The sequence below is a fragment of the Flavimarina sp. Hel_I_48 genome, from assembly GCF_000733945.1.
Lineage (GTDB): Bacteria > Bacteroidota > Bacteroidia > Flavobacteriales > Flavobacteriaceae > Leeuwenhoekiella.
Genome location: NZ_JPOL01000002.1, coordinates 3232777 through 3251434, shown reverse-complemented (window position 1 = coordinate 3251434; position 18658 = coordinate 3232777). Strand labels below are relative to the sequence as shown.

Genomic DNA, 18658 nt, shown 5'->3' with positions numbered 1-18658 from the left:
CAATTGGCTAATTCATACGATTAATATCCCGGATTCTGTTCCAGATTTGGATTCGCATCTATTTGTTCTTGTGGAATTGGTATCAAATCCCTTCCGTTAGGAACAGTAACACCAAATTCTTCCTGAAGATATCGCACATGTTCGCCGGTTCTTCTTAAAAGGTACCATAATGAAAACTCCCCTGCCAGTTCATGGCGATACTCGCTGATAACAACATCAATGAAATCTCCTGTAGGTTCAGTAGTAAAACCAGCACGGTTTCGCACACGCATCAAGGTTTCCATGGCCATAGATTCATTGCCCACGTTGTGGTAGGACTCTGCCAGGCTTAAAAGTACTTCTGCATAGCGCATTAGAATAATATTCTGACCTCCAAAAATATTAGGTCCTGACCATCCATCTACTGCGGGGTTTCTCCACATTTTAACGTTATAGTAGCCCTCTCTCCCTGCCAGACCATCAGTACCCAACCATGGATTTTCTATAGTGCCAACAGTGTTGATGCCTCCATAATTTGCTTGCACATTGGGGTAATCTGAAATATTAATAAGCGGATCTGGATGTTCATCACCTGGGCCTATAACAGAATATAGTTTTCTTTTATCCCCTTCTTCAAAAGAATCATAGAGCGCTTTCGTTGCAGCAGAATACCCACCGCCATTGGCAATCTCATTAGGCATGGAAAAAGATTGTATAAAAGTTACATTATCATCATGGCCCCAACTTAAATTCCCGCTCTCATCTGTTAATTGAATTTCAAATATTGACTCAATACCGTTTTTATTATTGTCTGCATGAATATCTAAATAGTTTTCTTCCAGAGTATAATGCCCATCCAATGCTTCAAAAGCGGTGATTGCGTTCTCATAATCGCCTAACCACATATAGGCACTGCCCATATATGCATAAGCCGCACCTTTTGTAAATCTGCCAGTATTATTCTCATCATATTCCCAGGGAAGTCTTGCGATGGCTTCCTGCATGTCGAGAACTACTTGCTGAAAAACCTCATCCTGTGTATTTCTGGGTGCAAAAGGGTCTGCAGAACCGCCAGCAGGTTCAAGTACCAGAGGTACTCCACCAAAATTAGAGGCCAACATAGAATAAAGCATACCGCGCATACCATAGCTCTCGCCCATTAATCTGGTTCCCAGTTCCTCGCTCACATTTCCGGCGTCAATAGCGGGACTTAAGCTCTTCAGGGCTGTGTTTGCACGTCCTATACCCGCATAATTTTGAATCCATAGGGCATTAAAAGGGGTAAATACTGTAGGGATTTCAAAAGTCTGAAAAAAAGTATCTGCACCAATGTTCAAGTAATCCTGGGTCAAAAAGTTGGCTGGATAGAAAATCGCTTTTGTTATATATTCAGCAGGACTGCCTTGTAAGACGTCATAAACTCCAATAATTGCTGCGGAGGCCGTTTCTTCTGAAGAAAAAACCACCTCACTGCTCAAACCATCACGTTTTTCATCCTGCAAATATTCATCAGAACAGCTGTATATCGCCAGAATCCCAAAGGTCAAACCAATGATGATCTTTAAATTTATAATTTTTATAGTTTTCATAATAGCTATTTTTAAAATTGCAGATTAACACCTAGTGTAAATATTTTGGTTATGGGGTAAGATCCAAAATCAATTCCCCTGGTCTGTACGCCTGAATTCCCATCTATATCGGCTACTTCACCTATTTCTGGATCCCAACCGCTATAGCTGGTCAAGGTGATTAAATTTTGTCCGCTCACATAAAATTTTAAATTCGTCATACCCATTTTCTCAATGGCCATAGCCGGTACCGTGTAACCAAATTTCAAGTTTCTGAGCCTTAAAAATGATCCATCTTCTACATAATGATCAGAAGCCCTATTGTTTTTGTTAACGTCTGCTATTACGGCCCTGGAATATTCATTGGATGGATTTGATGTTGTCCATCTGTTATTAAAATATTCAGTACCTATATTAGAATATGCATTGTCTAGTCCATAACCTCCGGCGGTCTCGAGCTCTACACGGGTAAAATTTAAAATATCATTACCATAGGTGCCGTAAATGTCAACACCCAGATCGAAATTTTTATAGCTCGCACTAAGATTTAATCCCCCATAAAAATCCGGAACCGGACTACCTATGACCTCCCTGTCATCTGGAGTTATGAGACCATCACCATTAAGATCCCGAAATTTGCGATCTCCCGGAGCCGTCTGGGCAGATTGATAAACCCCTTCTGGTACCGCGCTATTTAAAGCATCTATTTCCGCCTGGGTCTGAAAAATTCCTTCTGCCCGATATCCATAGAATGTGCCTACGTTACCGCCTTCATAAGAACGGGTAATTCCTTGCCAGTTATCCACAAAACCGGGAGCAAAAGTTGTTGGGAAAATCACATAGGGATTATCGCCCAGAAGCTCACGTATTTCATTATTAACCTTGGTAAAATTAGCTGAGATATCCCATTTGAAATCCCCACTGTTCTTCCTGTAACCTAATAAAAGTTCAAGTCCCTCATTAACAATGTTCCCACCATTTACAGATCGTTGTGTAAAACCAGTCTGTGCAGGAATCGTCTGCTGAAATAAAAAGTCAGAAGATTCCTTTCTAAAATAATCTGCCGTAAAGTACAGTCGGTTATTAAATAATTCCCCTTCAATACCTATATCAGTTTGTCTCTGGGTTTCCCATTTGAGGTCTGGGTTTGCGAGTGAAACTGGCTGTAATCCAGATACGACTTCACCTCCAAATACATAATTGGCATCATCTGCAGTAGTACCGCCGTCATAAAAACCTAAAAATTGAAACGGGGGAATACCAAAAAAGCTGCCGGTCTCACCCCAACTTGCACGAAGTTTAAGGGCATCAAAAACACTGCCCTCCATAAACGATTCCTGATCAATGTTCCAGCTAGCTGCCAATGCCGGGAATGTACCGTAGAGGTTATTTTCTCCAAAACGGTCTCCATTACCATCACGGCGTATCGTAGCCGTAATGTAATATTTGCTATCATAGCTATAGGTAAGGCGTGCAAATTGACTGGCGAGTGTGCTTGTGCCAAAGGTTCCACTTCTATCTATGACCCGTTCCGCCTGGGAGAGATCACGGATATCATTGTTCAAAAAGCCTTCACTATTGACAAAAACATTTTTATACTTGGTTTTCTGAGAAGACGCGGCTGCCAGGATTCCAATTTTATGCTTGCCTATCTCTTTGTTATACTCAAGAAGGCTTTCCACCAGATATTCATTTGAAGTATTCTGGGTTATGCTGTATTGCGCATTGGGAAAATTGTCTTGGCTCGTATAAAAATACCTGGGGTTAAAATTCCAACCGGCAAAATTTTGCGAATTGAAACCAAAATTTATTGTTGCCTTAAAGCCGTCAAAAAAGCTATAATCTGCTCCAAAGTTCCCTAAAACCACATTACGCCCATTATTATTATCTACGCGTTTTGCATTCGCCAGCACGTTTGAACTTACCGCCAAAAGCTCAGAATTAGGAAACGTACCGTAATTTCCATTGTTGTCGTAAGGCACATTGGTTCCCGTGATATCAGAAAGATAGGGTGCATTTGCAAATACTTTGAGCAAATTATAATAACCCTGACCTAGATTTTGATAGTTTTCGCTATAGGCATATTTTAAATCTGCCCGCACGCTAAAATCATCGGTCACATCAAAGTCCATATTCATACCCACATTATACCGCTTGTATGAAGACTCGATAACAGCTCCCTCTTCATCTATAAGTCCCGCGGTAAAAGCAGCTTTGAGTTTCTCGCCACCTCCGCGTATACTAATGCTATGCCCCATTCTAAAACCATTTCTAAAAGCATAATCCTGCCAGTTTATATTGTTTAAAGCACCAGGATTGGCCCATTCCTCAAGTACTGCTTTATCCTGAGCATTGCCCAGATTATTGGCAAAAGCGGCGAATTGTTGTGCATCAAGTACCCCTATTTTTTTTGGTTCCATACGCACCCCGGCCCAGGAGTCTACCGAAACGACCATGGCACCTTTAGTACCTTGTTTGGTTTCAATTATAACAACCCCGTTACTTGCCCGAACCCCATATAATGCTCCAGCGGAAGCGTCTTTTAATACCGAAATCGATTGAATGTCATTTGGATTTAAATACGAAATATCCTGAGTGGGGAAGCCATCTACCACATAAAGCGGAGTGACGTTTCCAAATGATCCCACACCTCTTATATTTACGGAAATCCCTGATCCGGGAGCACCAGAGTTCTGCGTGACCTGTATACCCGCCGATTTGCCCTGTAGCGCTTGATCTACATTTGTTGATGGAAAATTAGTAAGTTTTTCTGATGATACTGTGCTCACCGCCCCAGTTAGGTCTTTTTTAGTGGAAGTACCATAGGCTACTACAACTACTTCATCAAGGCTTTGGGAATCTTCTTCCAGGATAACGTCAAGCCTTTGACTGTTTCCCACAGTAATTTCTTTGGGCTTAAAACCTATATAACTAAATACAAGTATATCCCCCACGGAGGCATTAATGCTGTAATTTCCATCAAAATCGGTGGCTGCTCCCACAGCAGTGCCCTGAACAAGAACATTGGCTCCTATAATTGGCATGCCAGATGCATCGGTAACAGTTCCCGTAATTTCATTGCTTTGGGCAAAAAACAATTGGGAGCTCATAAACACAACGCAAAAAGTCAAAAATTTTAGATGTTTCATAAAGTTGGCCGTTAGTATATTAGAAAAATTCAATTTAAAAGATATCCTATACCTTTAGAAGTCTAAGATCATTAGCCAAATGTAGAATGTAAAGAAACCTGAAACTAATAGTATTTTGTCATTTTCTTATTAAATAATTAAGGATGTGTTAATATTTAATATAAATAATTATTGTTATCACAATAACATTTATTCTGTTATTTAAAAAAAAGGGTATCTTATTGGTTAAAAGTGCCATTTTTGGGGTATTATTCCCGATTTTTAACGCCTTCCAACTGATCAATACAGTTTATCAAGGCCCTGTAATTATGATAGGTCGCCTTCCATATTTGCCCTTTTAGTGCGGTTTTAGTTTCTGGTCGTTTGTCAATGCCCCACTCGTACCAGCCGCCATGTTCAGCATCCATAAAATAGGTTTGCACATACTTCCACAGTTTGTCAAAATAAGAACGGTAATCCAATTTATCATCCGGGAAATAGTTTTGCATAAGCAGCATCGTATTTAATCCTTCGGCCTGTGACCACCAGTTTTTATCATCATTAACAATCTCTAAAGAATCAGTTCCCTTAAAATAATAACCGCCATCATAAAAACCGCTCAGTTTTTTATCCCATCCGGTTTTTAAAGAATGATCTACCATATCCTTACCTATTTTGAGCGTTTCCTCGGTATCGGTTCGTCCTAAAGCTTCGGAAGCTTCCAGCAAGAGATATGCGGTTTCCACATCGTGGCCAAAGGATACATGATCCAGGTAATAATGTTTTTTAATGTTTTCGCGGGAGGTTGTATTAAATGTGACCGGCTTCCAATCTTTTGTAAAAAACAGGTTCATGTAGTGATCTTCATTGACAATGGTATCCCTAATGAGCAGAAACAGTTCCTCCAACCGGGTTTTCACCAGCGTATCGGGCCAAACATGGTATAATTCGGTCATGGCCTCTAATAAATGGATGGAGCTATTTTGATCCTTATATCCCGCTTCTGAGGTCGAAGGGAAATCTGCAGTACGCTCTATAGGCGTGCCGTCCAGCGCCAGCGATTGATAATAACCTTTGTAAATGGAATCATGGCTGTGCTCTTCCAGCCAACGAAATGTTTTTTTAGCCAGGTCTAGCGCTTCCTCATTACCCGAAGCGTCATAATACGCAGAAAGTCCATAAATGGCAAAGGCATTTCCATAAGCGGTTTTCTCTTCATTTTCCCGCGGAATACGCTCTCCTTTTTTAGTAACCAGCGTATAAAAACCGCCATTTTTTTTGTCCCACATTTTATCCCGGAGAAATTCAAAGCCATGGGTGGCATAATTTAAATAGGTGCGTTCCCGGGAATAGCGCATTGCCGCAACCGAATTTACCCAAACGTGCCGCGCCTGGGTGACAATCATTTTGTCCTGATTTTCGCCCAGTTTAAAATCGTAGGTAATATCACTGTAGAAACCACCGTCCTCTTTATCTACCGCGAGTGGGTACCACTTATCGAGTAGTTCTTGTTTTGATGCTTTTTCTAAGGTACTGATAAGCTGTTTATCCTCAGCCTTTTGTTGACCTAACGCCACCGATCCTATAAAAAGAAATGCTGCAACTAGTTTCGTTTTCATAATTTTAAGATATTTGAGGATAAAGATAATATTTCATTCAGATTTTAAATTATAATGAAAAAATACTACGTGCAATTGACAGAATAGTACTAATTGTACTAAAAGCATTCCTCTAGTTTTATTACTTTAAAGAAAATTAAACATGCGCTATTACGCCCTACTTCTATTTATGCTATTTTCAAGCGGACTTTTTGCCCAGAAAATAGTTGATTCTTCAAGTGTTTTTCACCTAAACGACCAGGAATATCTTGAGATGCGGGGCGCTAATGTGATGCTCGCACATGACTTTTACCCTGAAAGTCATCAGGGTGGTGTAGGACTTATCCAGAACGGGATACGCGTAGCCACCAACGGTGATTTAAGGTTGGAACCCACACCCGGCCAATGGCAGCCCGTTCCTAAAGTGGGAGAACGCCAGGTGGATAAAAAAACGGGCGCCATCAGCGTGGGTATGCAATACCCAGATCCTTCAAAAGACCGCACGGGTTTTAACCCCATTATCTATCCAGACCTCGACCTAACCTATACGCTTAAAGTAATTCCGGAAGGAAAATCATTTAAAATCGTCGTTGATCTTGATAAGCCATTGCCTGCAGATTGGGCCGGAAAAGTTGGAATGAATATCGAATTGTTCCCCGGTATCCTCTTCGGAAAATCATATTATATGGATGAAAACTCCGGCATTTTCAATCGGCAGGCAAACGGCCCCGGGTTTAGGGATGAAAACAGCGATTTTCAGTTAAAACCGATGGCCTCGGGAAACCAACTTACCATCGCTCCGGAAGATGAAAAACAGACCCTTTCCATAAAAAACTTAAAGAATAATGACTTGGAACTCATAGACGGTCGTGCCCGGCACAGTAACGGTTGGTTTGTGGTGCGGTCGCTAGTTCCGGCGGGAGCTACAAAAAATGCCATTGAATGGCTGGTTACGCCTAATGTTACCGAAGACTTTCTCTACAGCCCCGTAGTTCAGGTCTCACAAGTGGGTTACACTCCCAATCAGGAAAAAATTGCGGTGATAGAAACCGATAAACTTGACAAATCCAGCCTAAAGGCGAAATTATTACGCATCAATAAAACGGGTGGTTTTACCGAAATAATCACCCAAAATCCGGCAAAATGGGGCGATTTTCTGAGATATTCCTATTATCAGTTTGATTTTAGTGCAATTAAAGAGCCTGGCATGTACCAGATTAAGTATGGCAATTATACCACAGAACCTTTTCAGATCAGCGCTGATGTTTATAAGCGGGATGTGTGGCAGCCCACGCTGGAGTATTTTTTGCCTGTACAGATGTGCCACATGCGGGTCAATGACCGGTACAAGGTTTGGCATGGCCGTTGTCATATGGACGATGCACGCATGGCGCCTGTAAACTTCAATCATTTTGACGGTTATATTCAAGGACCTGAAACGCTAACTAATTACGAATCTGGTGAACATGTTCCCGGCTTGAATGTAGGTGCCTGGCACGATGCCGGCGATTTTGATCTTCGCGTGGAATCACAAGCAGCTACGGTGGAAGGTTTGTCCCATATTTATGAACTTTTCAACGTTAAATATGACAATACCAGTATTGATCAGCAGACCCGTACCGTAGAGATCATGCAACCTGATGGAAAACCGGATGTGCTACAACAAATAGAGCATGGTGCTCTCTCAATCGTGGGCGGCTACCAATCTATGGGGCGTTTTTATCGCGGGATCATCGTTCCCACAAAACGGCAATATGTCCTGCTGGGCGATCCCGTAAACCATAGTGATGGTGTACCATTTTCAAATAAAACGCAGGATACCGCAATCGCCATGGGGCAGCCCGGAGCGCCGGATGACCGCTGGGTTTTTACCGAAGACAATCCGTCCCGGGAATTGAACACTGCCACGGCGCTAGCCACTGCAGCACGGGTTTTAAAAGGTTATAACGACACTCTTGCAACGGATTGCCTGAATATTTCTAAAGAAATCTGGACGAAAACCAAAACGGAGAATCAACAATCGAAAATCAGTCTTGCGATCGCGCTTTTACAAACCACGAAAGAGCAAAAATATGCTGATTTTATTGTTGAAAATCAGGAAAATATTATCCAGAACATCAATCAAATAGGTTGGAAAATAGGTCCTGTGCTAGCGCTTATCTCAAATCCAGAATTCAAAAAAAGCATTACAAATGCTGTAAAAGATTTTAAAAAAGTAGTTGAAAACCAGGAAAAAGAAACTCCGTATGGAATGCCTTACACCCCGGATATTTGGGGCGCAGGTTGGGGAATTCAACATTTCGGGATGGAACAGTATTTTTTGCATACCAGTTTCCCTAATATTTTTCCAAAAAAATATATGTTGAGCGCCATGAATTTTATCCTGGGCGTGCATCCAGGCGTAAATACATCGTCTTTTGCCTCGGGTGTGGGCGCACGGTCATTGACGCAGGCATACGGCATGAACCGTGGCGAGGCCTCTTATATTCCGGGTGGTATTGGCTCCGGTACTGCGTTGATTCGGCCTGATTTCCCTGAATTGCTGGAATGGCCTTACCTCTGGCAGCAAACGGAGTACGTTTTGGGCGGTGGAACCACAGATTATATGTTCCTCGTGCTTGCCGCAGATCAATTATTAAATGCTGAATAAACCCGATTTTTAGATGAAAAGAGCCATTTTTCCGACCATTTTACTCGTTATTTCGACTGTTTTTGGTCAAAATCCGGTAAACTCAAATGCTTCTCCAGAGGCAAAAAACCTTTTGAATTACATTCAAAATCTTGACGGCAATATTCTGGCGGGTCAGCATAGTTATAACGAGCAACCGGAAAATTTTTACAACAAAGCACAGGAAATTACCGGAAAATATCCCGCGGTCTGGGGTACAGATTTATACTGGAACGGAAAAAACAATCCCGGCGACCGCATTGTGGAGGCAGCAATAGAAAAACATACCCAGGGAGCCCTTGTCACGCTCATGTGGCATGTGGGGAGACCCATAGACGATGTTCCGTACGGCTGGAGCCAAAGTGTGCAGAACACCTTTAGTGATGAGCAATGGAAACAATTGACCACCGAAGGTACAGAAATTCATAAAAAATGGCTTGCACAGGTAGATACCATCGCGGCCACCTTAAAAAAGCTGCAGGAGGCACATATCCCTATTTTGTGGAGGCCATATCACGAGATTAACGGCGTCTGGTTCTGGTGGGGCAATAAACCGGGAAAAAACGGGTATATTAAATTGTGGAAAATGCTCTACGAACGCCTGACCGATCATCACAAATTAAATAACCTGATCTGGGTCTGGAACGCCAATGCACCGCGCGATATCCCCGGTGATGAAGCTTTTGACTATAAAGACTTTTACCCCGGCAAAAACTACGTGGATATCCTGGCTACTGATGTGTACCATTATGATTATGAGCAAAAAGACTATGACCAGCTTTTAAAGCTCGCCGATGGAAAACCCATTGCGCTGGGCGAAGTGGGCGAACTGCCCAAGCCGGAAATACTTCATGCCCAGCCCCAATGGAGTTGGTTTATGGTCTGGTCAAACTGGCTGGAGACCGCAAACACACCAGAACGCGTACAAGCAATATATAACGATCCCAAAACAACCACTAGAGATGAAATTCAACTTAAAACCAACTAATACTTTGAAAATTAAAATTGTACAGCTTTTACTCGCCGGTCTGTTTTCTATGGCTCTTAACGCTCAGACTGAATTTACCACCTGGGGAAATCTTACCGGAATCCGTGTTGATGATCAGCTCATGGAATTTAATACCAGCCTGGTACTTCTTAACCAGTGGGGTGATTTTCGCGCTACGCGAAAAGAAGGGCAGCAAATCGATTTTAAGCGTGTGGATGATAAAAAGATATTCACGTATGAAATGAACGAGCATTTTACCTGGGCCGATACCATACAGACTACCGGGGAAAACGAAGCTACGCTTGGTCTTCAGGTCATGGCCACCGCAGATACCTTAATTAACGGTGCTTATTTTAAAATGGAATTACCCGGGGAATTTGGCAAAAACACCCAGTTTTCGGTCAAAAACCCCGAAAATATGACGCTGGGCGATCTTAAAGCAAAATTTGGCAACGCTACTTATAAAGCACCTGCCACAGGAGTGACCATTGAAGCACCTACCCGAAAACTGGAAATAGCTTTTAATATGCCCACCGAATTGATCATTCAGGCCAATGATTCAACCGAAGAAGGGATTTCCCTGTACATTAAACTCGCCGCGGGTCAACTTCGCGCTAACGAACCCTATAAAAACACCTTGACTATTCAAGCTTCGGGTGACATTGATACATCACCGGCTGTAATCAAAATTTTTCCACAGCAAGAAGGACGAGAATTTGACGGGGTAGGCGGCAATTTTCGGCTTCAAAATCCATCTATGGATCCACAGGTGATCGATTACAGCTTAGAAAACCTCCGCGTGGCCTGGTCCCGTGTAGAAATGCCCTGGCGACTTTGGCAGCCGGATGAAAATGTAGATCCCATCGCCGAAGCCAAAAAAGGAAACCTGGATCCCAAGGTAAAAGCGGCCATGGAGATGGCAAAACGCCTGGATAGCCTGGGAATTCCCGTTATCCTGGCCGCCTGGTTTGCCCCAGATTGGGCGATTATTGGGGAACGGACACGTGGTGTAAACCTGGATGGTTCTCGTGGAAATGCTCTTGATCAGACCAAAAAAGAAGCGATTTACAAATCCCTTACGTCCTATATCTCCTATCTAAAAGAGGAATATGGTGTTGAGGCCAAAATGTTTTCGTTCAACGAATCTGATCTGGGCATCGATGTGCGCCAAACAGCGGAAGAGCACAACCAACTGATCAAAGAATTGGGAGCTCATTTTAGAAAAAACGGCTTAAATACCCAATTTTTATTGGGCGACACGGCAGATGCAAACGGTTGGGAATTTACCACACCAGCCTCTATTGATCCGGAAACCAGACCCTTTATTGGTGCGGTTTCTTTTCATTCCTGGCGTGGTTATACCGATGAAAACCTCATCAAATGGAGGGATATTGCAAACCGTGTAGAACTTCCGCTTTTTGTGGGCGAGGGCAGTATAGACGCCGGTGCGTGGCGCTACCCGCAGATTTTTGAAGAACCTACCTACGCGCTTGATGAGATCGAAGTCTATATGAAGATTCTCAATATGGCGCAACCACTGAGTATTTTGCAATGGCAGCTTACTTCAGATTATTCCATGATGTCCGGCGGCGGTCTTTTTGGCAATACCGAAGATGAACTGCACCCCACGCAGCGATTTTTCAACCTGAAACAACTGGGCAGTACGCCAAAAGGTTTAAAGTCCATTCCCATTACGAGCAATAAAAAGGCAATTACCTGCGCTGCTTTTGGCGATGAGACTACCGGAAGTTATGCTATTCATATGGTGAACAAAGGTGCCACACGCAGCGTAAAATTGACCGGATTACCTCAAAAAGCGACCGAATTTACCCTGTATTTAACCGATATTGACCATTCCTTTAAAAAGATGAAATCGGTAAACGTCAAAAATGGCGTGCTCGAATTTGAGTTGCAAGGCGCCGGTTATGTATCTTTAATGTCCAATTAATTTATAACTCTTAACACGAGTTCGATGTAAGGGAATATGCGTCAGTTTGAGTGAAATTCTGTAAGAATTTAGTATCGAAAACCGCATTTTTCGATTGAAAATAGTCATTCTCGATAAAATTTTTTTACAAAAATCACTCGAATTGACCATTTTAAATACTTTAGAACCTTACATAAAACTCAGGTTCTTAACTAAAAAAAATGTCCAATAAAATAATCCTGATTTTAGTTTCAACTTTAGTACTTTCCTGTGCTACAAAACCGGAAGAAACAGCCACTTTTTTCAACGCGGCACAACAAGAATTCTCTTATTCCGGGAGGACTGAGATAATGAACGACAGCGTTCAGGCCTTGATCAGTCCGGCGGCGCATGTGGTTTTTCAGGCCGAAGGAGATTCTATCACGTTGCTTATCGGTGCCCAGGGCGAGCCGCATGATTTTGTGGTGGTTGAAGTAAACGGACAGTATAAAGACCGATATGAGGTGCAAAAGGATTCTGTAAACCGCATCACGATTGCCCTTCCGGAAGGAAAAAACAATGAGGTGGGTGTTTATAAAGCTACCGAAGCCAGCAATGGCCCCATCCTGTTTTATGGTGCAGAAGCCGAAAAAATCGCCTCTTTTGACCCAAAAACCGTTGCTACGATCGAATTTATTGGCGATTCCATTACCTGTGGTTTTGGCGCCGATACCGAAGACATTCCCTGCGATACCGGCGAATGGTACGATCAGCACAATGCCTATTTGGCCTATGGTCCACGGGCGGCAAGGGCGTTGAATGCAGGATATAGACTCAATGCAGTTTCCGGGATGGGTATGTACCGCAACTGGAACGATGAAGATCAGCCCGTCATGGGCGATGTGTATGCCACGACCTACTTGGATGGAAATGCCGATAAAAAATGGAATTTTTCAGGCAAATCGCCCGATTTGGTCAGTATAGCCTTAGGTACTAATGATCTTTCTGATGGGGAAGGCGAAAAAGAACGCAAGCCCTTTGATCCTGAAAAATATACTTCGGCCTATGTTGCTCTCGTCCAGCGCATTTTTAACCGTAATCCCGACACAAAACTTGCCCTGCTGACAAGCCCAATGGTTGCTGGGGAAAAAGCCGATCTTTTATTAAAATGCCTACAAGATGTAAAGACGCATTTTGATACCGCTCATACTGTGGCTATCTTTGAATTTGATCCCATGACACCCGGTGGTTGCGGTTATCATCCCGATCTTGAAGACCATAAAGTTTTGGCTGGTGAGCTCATCCCATTTTACGCTGATCTATTGAAAAAATCATAGGGAGGAGGTACGGAAGATTTCAGAACCACTCAAATTAAAAGCATATGATATTACCTAATACTAAAGCAACTTTTATAAGACTTACTTTACTCTTACCCCTACTTCTTCTTGTGCAGAAAAGCTACGCAAAAATCAGGTTACCCGCTTTATTTTCGGACAATATGGTACTGCAACGTGATACAACGGTAAATGTTTGGGGCTGGGGAGATCCCGGTGAACAGGTGCAGCTTGTGGCTTCCTGGAACCCTACCGATACCCTTGAAACAGCTGCAACCCGACAGGCACAGTGGAAACTTCAGCTTAAAACCCCTGCTGGTCCCGGCCCTTATAGTATAACTTTAAAAGGCAGCAATACCATAACGCTCAACAATGTAATGGTGGGCGAAGTGTGGATCGCTTCGGGACAGTCTAATATGGAATGGAGTGCCTCGGCAGGGATTACCAACAAAGAGGAAGCAATTGAAAATGCTAAAAATGCCAACATCCGGTTTTTTGATGTGCCGCGTACATCTTCGCAATATCCACAGGATGATGTAGACGCCAAATGGGTGGAATCAACTCCCGAAACGATGTCTTCCTTTAGTGCTATCGCTTATTTTTTTGGGGAAAAATTGAATGAAGAACTCGACGAGGTGCCCATCGGTTTGATCGGGGCGAACTGGGGCGGTACTCCCGCTGAAATCTGGATGCCAGAAAAACTATTCACCACAAATGATTCTTTGGCGAAAGCTGCAACACTTTTAAAAGAAGAACAATGGGGACCCAGCGAACCGGGACGTGCATACAACGGTATGATCGCACCACTTACCCCCTACACTATTGCCGGGGTCATCTGGTATCAGGGCGAGACCAACACATCAAACGCGCCCTATTATGCCCATACGTTCACAAACTTGATCAAAAGTTGGCGTAAAGCCTGGAATGCTGATTTCCCGTTCTATTTCGCACAGATCGCACCTTATAATTACGGTGACGACTTTTCTGGTGTAGAGGTTCGTGATGCGCAGCGCAGATCTTTAGCCGTTCCCAATACCGGCATGGTGGTGCTGGGCGATCTGGGCGATGATAATAACATTCACCCGCGTAATAAACTGGATCCAGGTTTACGGTTTGCAAATCTAGCTTTGGCCAAACACTATGGAAAAAATTTACTGGCTGAAAGTCCACTGGTGGATAAGGCTGTACAAGTGAGCAACAACCAAGTGGAAGTCTATTTTAAAAACGGAAAAGACCTCCATTATGCCAATAAAGATCGTGCAAATGCCGTTTTTGAATTAGCCGGGAACGATATGCAGTTTCAACAGTCTGACAAGATTAAAATAACCAAAGACAAAATAATGGTTAGCTCTGCTATAAAAAATCCCAAATACATCCGTTATGGCTGGGGAAATATAGCTATACCCGGTATATACAACGTCGCAGATCTGCCCATGTCGAGTTTTAGGGTACATATAGAAAAATAGTTTGAACTTTATTTTGCACACATGTGTCTGGTCTAACACCTAATGAAGGTCGTCTAGTCAACAGAAATCTTTTCGTGACAGCAGAATTTTAATGCTTTCGCAATAGTGCTAATTTTTCACTGCCTTATTTTCAAGATACAAGAGATCATATTTGCTTCCGGCTTTCAATTTATCTGAAGTTTGCAGACTAAAACTTCCAAGCATAAGATCAATATCACCATCCCTATCAAAATCACCTTTATCCATGACTAACCAATTTCCCTTTTCAGCTTTTTGCGTGACCTGGGGAAGAAATGTATAATTAGCAGCATCTTTATTTTCAAGATACACAAAACCCTCTTCTGGAGCATTTTTAAAATCTGGAAAAAAAGCTGATACGGCAAAATCCAAATCACCATCCAGATCAAAATCTTCGGCTAATACACGTGTCGCTCCATTGATAGGATAAAACCATTTTTGTTCAAACGTATTCCCTCCCTCATTTATATAAAGCCGAATGCCATGATAAGGTTTCAGAAAATCAGAGTAATCTGCATTGTCACCGTTGGCCATAACAATATCCAATTTGCCATCTTTATTATAGTCTAGCAATGAAAACCAGCTTGAACCGTATTCTGGCTCTAAGCTAATAACCTTCTCAATATCAAATTGCAGATTTTCTTTCTGATAAAAAATGTAAATCCCTTCCCTACCCTGGGAAAATAAGGCAGCAATATCTTTTTTTCCGTCCTTGTTCATATCTACAACTTCAACCTTAATACTACCGGGAAGGTTCAACAGGGTTCTTTTTTTATAAACGCCCCCCTTTTGTATCAGTATGGAAAGTTCTCCTGTATAATTTCCAAATTCACAAATAAGAATTTCGTTTTTGCCATCTTCATCAAGGTCATTGATTTCAGTATATACCGGTCTGTGCAATTTTCTGAAAATAGGAGTCATCACACCGTTTTTCATCATATAAAGTGTACCCTGGGCGGTTTCACTGGGCTTCATAAGCCCTATTTCTGTAAGATAAGTAGTGTCTTCTTTAAAAACTGTTGAAATAATGGGAGAATTGAAATGCCCTTTTATGGGAACCCGATTTTTCCACTCACGCACTTGACCATAAGCATTAGCCATAAATAGGTATCCAGATGCAGCATCATATTTACTATTCGTGATCGCACCTGAAGTCTTGGGATTTGCCAAAATTTGCAAGGAAGAATGAAATTGGCTTAATTCCGTGCCCCTGCCTTTTCTAAACGGTATATTGGGGATGTTATCAGGAGCTAAGTTTATAACATAATCATGTATCTGATTCCATTGTATGGAATCTATTATCGGGGTTTCTGGATAGGGATATAGGCTGTTATTCAAATTGCCATAACCCATTCTCCGCGCCATTTCAGGAAGTACATTATGCTCCCAGAAAGATTTTGGGATTTTTGTGGGATCAGGTGTTATATGACAGCTGCCGCAATAAGTGTTATACGTGTTCTTTGCTGTGGTATAATCTTTTCTGGGAGCTAGAGGAAATAATAAAGTAAATCCTATTCCTAAAATGAGCATAAACAAGAGAGCGATGATCCACTTTTTTATTCCAAATTTATACATCGATTTTTGGGAAATCTAGACTATAATCAATCTCAAAGTTCAAACTATTAATATCAATCCGTAAACAGCTGTTAAAAACTCCTGTTTTACTTGCTCATAGACAACCTTAAACTAAGCACATCATGTGGCTTAATTTTAGCTTTTAGTACTTTTTTGGAGTTTTTAAGGTTTTTGTGCATCCACAAATCTCTGATTGTATAGGTGTTTTTTGTAAAATCTACCGTATATTCAAAGTCGGGATCTTTAATTATTTGACCTTTCCAATTAAAATTAATATTCCGCTCTTCAGCGCCACGGTTCAAGAAAGTGACTGCCCAGTCGCCATTTTCAAGAGGTTTAAACCAGGTTTCCAGTTCATTTTCGGCATTATATTTAAAGCCCTGCACCCCGAGTGAATCCTGATTTATGGCAATAATTTCTTTATTGGTGAGAATATCTATGGTTTCCTGGCTCATGGTCGACAAATCGTTACCAGCGATCAACGGCGCGGCGATCATGGCCCACATGGTAAAATGGGCACGGTCTTCACTGGTGCTCATACCGTTGCCCACCTCCATCATATCAGGATCGTTCCAGTGGCCTGGACCTGCATATTTTCGCAGTCCTTCCTGCATATCAAGAATTTGCAAAACACCCCAGGAAGACCAATCCCCATGATCTTCTTCACAGTCAAAGCAATTATAGATATCGCCAGTTGTGCGCCATAGATAGCCTATATCTTCCGCCCATTCCCATGGTTTGTTGTCGCCCCATTCGCAAATGCTCAAAACGATGGGCCTACCGGTTTTATAAAGGGCCTTGCTAATCGTGGTATAAGCGCCTATGGGATTGATATTTTCAGTGCTGCACCAGTCATATTTCAAATAATCAATACCCCATTTGGCATACATCAATGCATCTTGATATTCATAACCCCGGCTTCCGGGCTGTCCTCCACAGGTCTTAGTACCCGCATCACTATAAATACCCAGTTTTAAACCTTTAGCATGTACATAATCTGCAAGTGCCTTCATGCCCGAAGGGAATTTTTCTTTATCCTCATGTATGAACCCCTGCGCATCGCGCTCGCCGTGCCAGCAATCATCAATATTAATATATTCATAACCGGCTTCCTTCATACCACTGGAAACCATATAATCTGCAGCTTTTTTTATTACATCTTCGTTTATGTCACAGGCAAAAGTGTTCCAGCTGTTCCAGCCCATGGGGGGAGTTTGGGCAAGGTTTTCAAATTTTTGAGCCTGTACCAGAGATCCCGCTGAAATAAAAATGAGCAACATAAAAATTCTAATCATAATTTTTTAATTTTTATCAAAAAGCACATCCTAAGCTATAGCCTTAGGATATGCACTAAGTCATTATATATTACTAAATCAATCCGAGATCATCAATGTAAATAGTGGAAGGAGCACTTCCGCTAAATTCCTGTATTACGATTTCCATAAGATTACCAGTAGACGCATTCAATTCGCTAAGCGGAATGGTAAAATTAGTGTATTCACCTTCGGTTACTGTTATGACCATACCATCATCATAAAGACCATTTACAACTACTTTGAGACTTATTGCACCTTCGCCACCATAAATAGAAACCTTGATCGCAACATAATCCTCCAATAAAATAGGAGCGCCGCCATTACCGATTTGAAATCCGGAATAGCCACCAGTATAGATACGCTGTACGGAATAATCGCCGCGTTTTACTTGCTGGGTGTTTTCAAAATCTTGGGTACCGTCCCAACCTCCTACCCACCAACTGGCATTGAGAGTATCGTCATAAATAAGGTATTTAAAACCAAAAGCACTGCTGGACTGCGTAATACCTCCTGCGGTTTCCACAAAAATAAAACTCTGTACGACACCTTCTGGTACACGAACCTGTATTTCGGAAGCTGTGGAACTTACAATTTCTGCTTCAATCTCCCCAAAACGCACTGCTTCCAAACCTTCAAAGACAGAACCGGTTATGGTCACAATCTCACCAGATCCGGCAGCTAGGGGCGAAAATGCTTCAATATCCGGCGCTGGCTGTGCCACTGCAAAATCTAGGCTTGCAGTACCTGCCTGGGTAGTAACCATTAACTTATCACTTCCTCCAAAATAAGGCGCACCATCGGGCACGGCAACTAATATATTGGTATCGGTAACCATGGTCGGGTTAAAATAAGCTACACTATCACTAAAAGTAACCTGCGTAGTTGTTGCCAGATTTTTTCCATAAATGGCATATAAGTTACCACGAAGGCCTTCTGAAGTAGTTGAATCTTTATCTACCAAACTCACGCGTTCTAAAACGGGCGGCTCAGCAGAACTACTGAAATCTACTCCGGTATCATCACCTGTACATGAAGATAGGGTTATAAACATCATAAGTAACATACCTACGCTAACCGTATTATTAATTTTTTTCATAATAGTAGCTTTTTTATT

General features: G+C 42.2%; 11 protein-coding genes. 5 read left to right on the top strand and 6 right to left on the bottom strand.

The annotated features are described in order from the left end of the window. Nucleotides 1-20: 20 nt before the first annotated feature. The 3 genes from P162_RS14090 to P162_RS14080 form a co-directional block, all read right to left on the bottom strand. On the bottom strand, nucleotides 21-1568 hold the full coding sequence (locus tag P162_RS14090) for a RagB/SusD family nutrient uptake outer membrane protein (protein WP_031428275.1): 1548 nt from the start codon (nucleotides 1566-1568) through the stop codon (nucleotides 21-23). An 11-nt stretch (nucleotides 1569-1579) separates the two neighbouring features. Beyond that, a complete protein-coding gene (locus P162_RS14085) occupies nucleotides 1580-4696 on the bottom strand; it encodes a SusC/RagA family TonB-linked outer membrane protein (protein WP_081868431.1) in 3117 nt (1038 codons plus the stop codon). A gap of 248 nt (nucleotides 4697-4944) precedes the next feature. Continuing rightward, nucleotides 4945-6294, bottom strand: coding sequence for an AGE family epimerase/isomerase (locus tag P162_RS14080; protein ID WP_031428273.1), 1350 nt, complete (start codon nucleotides 6292-6294; stop codon nucleotides 4945-4947). Between the two features lie 142 nt (nucleotides 6295-6436). On the opposite strand from P162_RS14080, the gene P162_RS14075 reads away from it, so the two are divergent. The 5 genes from P162_RS14075 to P162_RS14055 all read left to right on the top strand — a co-directional run bounded on the left by P162_RS14075 (nucleotide 6437) and on the right by P162_RS14055 (nucleotide 14635). After that, the gene (locus P162_RS14075) at nucleotides 6437-8923 is read left to right on the top strand and encodes a glycoside hydrolase family 9 protein (RefSeq protein WP_031428272.1); all 2487 of its coding nucleotides are present in this window, start codon (nucleotides 6437-6439) and stop codon (nucleotides 8921-8923) included. A 13-nt stretch (nucleotides 8924-8936) separates the two neighbouring features. Then, a complete protein-coding gene (locus P162_RS14070; protein ID WP_051907911.1) occupies nucleotides 8937-9929 on the top strand; it encodes a glycosyl hydrolase in 993 nt (330 codons plus the stop codon). Nucleotides 9930-9933: 4 nt separating this feature from the next. Beyond that, complete coding sequence (locus tag P162_RS14065) at nucleotides 9934-11877, top strand: hypothetical protein (protein ID WP_164076264.1); 1944 nt, start codon at nucleotides 9934-9936, stop codon at nucleotides 11875-11877. A gap of 200 nt (nucleotides 11878-12077) precedes the next feature. Then, nucleotides 12078-13172 (top strand): SGNH/GDSL hydrolase family protein, encoded by a 1095-nt coding sequence (locus tag P162_RS14060; protein WP_031428268.1) that lies wholly within the window; start codon nucleotides 12078-12080, stop codon nucleotides 13170-13172. A gap of 44 nt (nucleotides 13173-13216) precedes the next feature. Beyond that, nucleotides 13217-14635, top strand: a complete 1419-nt coding sequence (locus tag P162_RS14055; RefSeq protein WP_051907909.1) for a sialate O-acetylesterase — start codon at nucleotides 13217-13219, stop codon at nucleotides 14633-14635. A 108-nt stretch (nucleotides 14636-14743) separates the two neighbouring features. Here the strand turns inward: P162_RS14055 and P162_RS14050 are convergent, their stop codons facing one another. From P162_RS14050 to P162_RS14040, 3 genes are all read right to left on the bottom strand, one after another. Beyond that, nucleotides 14744-16228: an FG-GAP repeat domain-containing protein gene (locus P162_RS14050; RefSeq protein ID WP_051907907.1), complete on the bottom strand. Its 1485-nt coding sequence runs from the start codon at nucleotides 16226-16228 to the stop codon at nucleotides 14744-14746. 86 nt (nucleotides 16229-16314) lie between these two features. Next, nucleotides 16315-17523, bottom strand: a complete 1209-nt coding sequence (locus P162_RS14045) for a glycoside hydrolase family 27 protein (RefSeq protein WP_031428265.1) — start codon at nucleotides 17521-17523, stop codon at nucleotides 16315-16317. A gap of 73 nt (nucleotides 17524-17596) precedes the next feature. Next, on the bottom strand, nucleotides 17597-18640 hold the full coding sequence (locus tag P162_RS14040) for an IPT/TIG domain-containing protein (protein ID WP_164076263.1): 1044 nt from the start codon (nucleotides 18638-18640) through the stop codon (nucleotides 17597-17599). Nucleotides 18641-18658 lie beyond the last annotated feature (18 nt).

Excerpts from the sequence above, each read along its gene's own strand:
- P162_RS14080 (WP_031428273.1), bottom strand. The coding sequence starts at position 6,294 with ATGAAAACGAAACTAGTTGCAGCATTTCTTTTTATAGGATCGGTGGCG.
- P162_RS14060 (WP_031428268.1), top strand. The coding sequence starts at position 12,078 with ATGTCCAATAAAATAATCCTGATTTTAGTTTCAACTTTAGTACTTTCC.
- P162_RS14040 (WP_164076263.1), bottom strand. The coding sequence starts at position 18,640 with ATGAAAAAAATTAATAATACGGTTAGCGTAGGTATGTTACTTATGATG.
- P162_RS14075 (WP_031428272.1), top strand. The coding sequence starts at position 6,437 with ATGCGCTATTACGCCCTACTTCTATTTATGCTATTTTCAAGCGGACTT.
- P162_RS14045 (WP_031428265.1), bottom strand. The coding sequence starts at position 17,523 with ATGATTAGAATTTTTATGTTGCTCATTTTTATTTCAGCGGGATCTCTG.
- P162_RS14085 (WP_081868431.1), bottom strand. The coding sequence starts at position 4,696 with ATGAAACATCTAAAATTTTTGACTTTTTGCGTTGTGTTTATGAGCTCC.
- P162_RS14070 (WP_051907911.1), top strand. The coding sequence starts at position 8,937 with ATGAAAAGAGCCATTTTTCCGACCATTTTACTCGTTATTTCGACTGTT.
- P162_RS14055 (WP_051907909.1), top strand. The coding sequence starts at position 13,217 with ATGATATTACCTAATACTAAAGCAACTTTTATAAGACTTACTTTACTC.
- P162_RS14050 (WP_051907907.1), bottom strand. The coding sequence starts at position 16,228 with ATGTATAAATTTGGAATAAAAAAGTGGATCATCGCTCTCTTGTTTATG.
- P162_RS14090 (WP_031428275.1), bottom strand. The coding sequence starts at position 1,568 with ATGAAAACTATAAAAATTATAAATTTAAAGATCATCATTGGTTTGACC.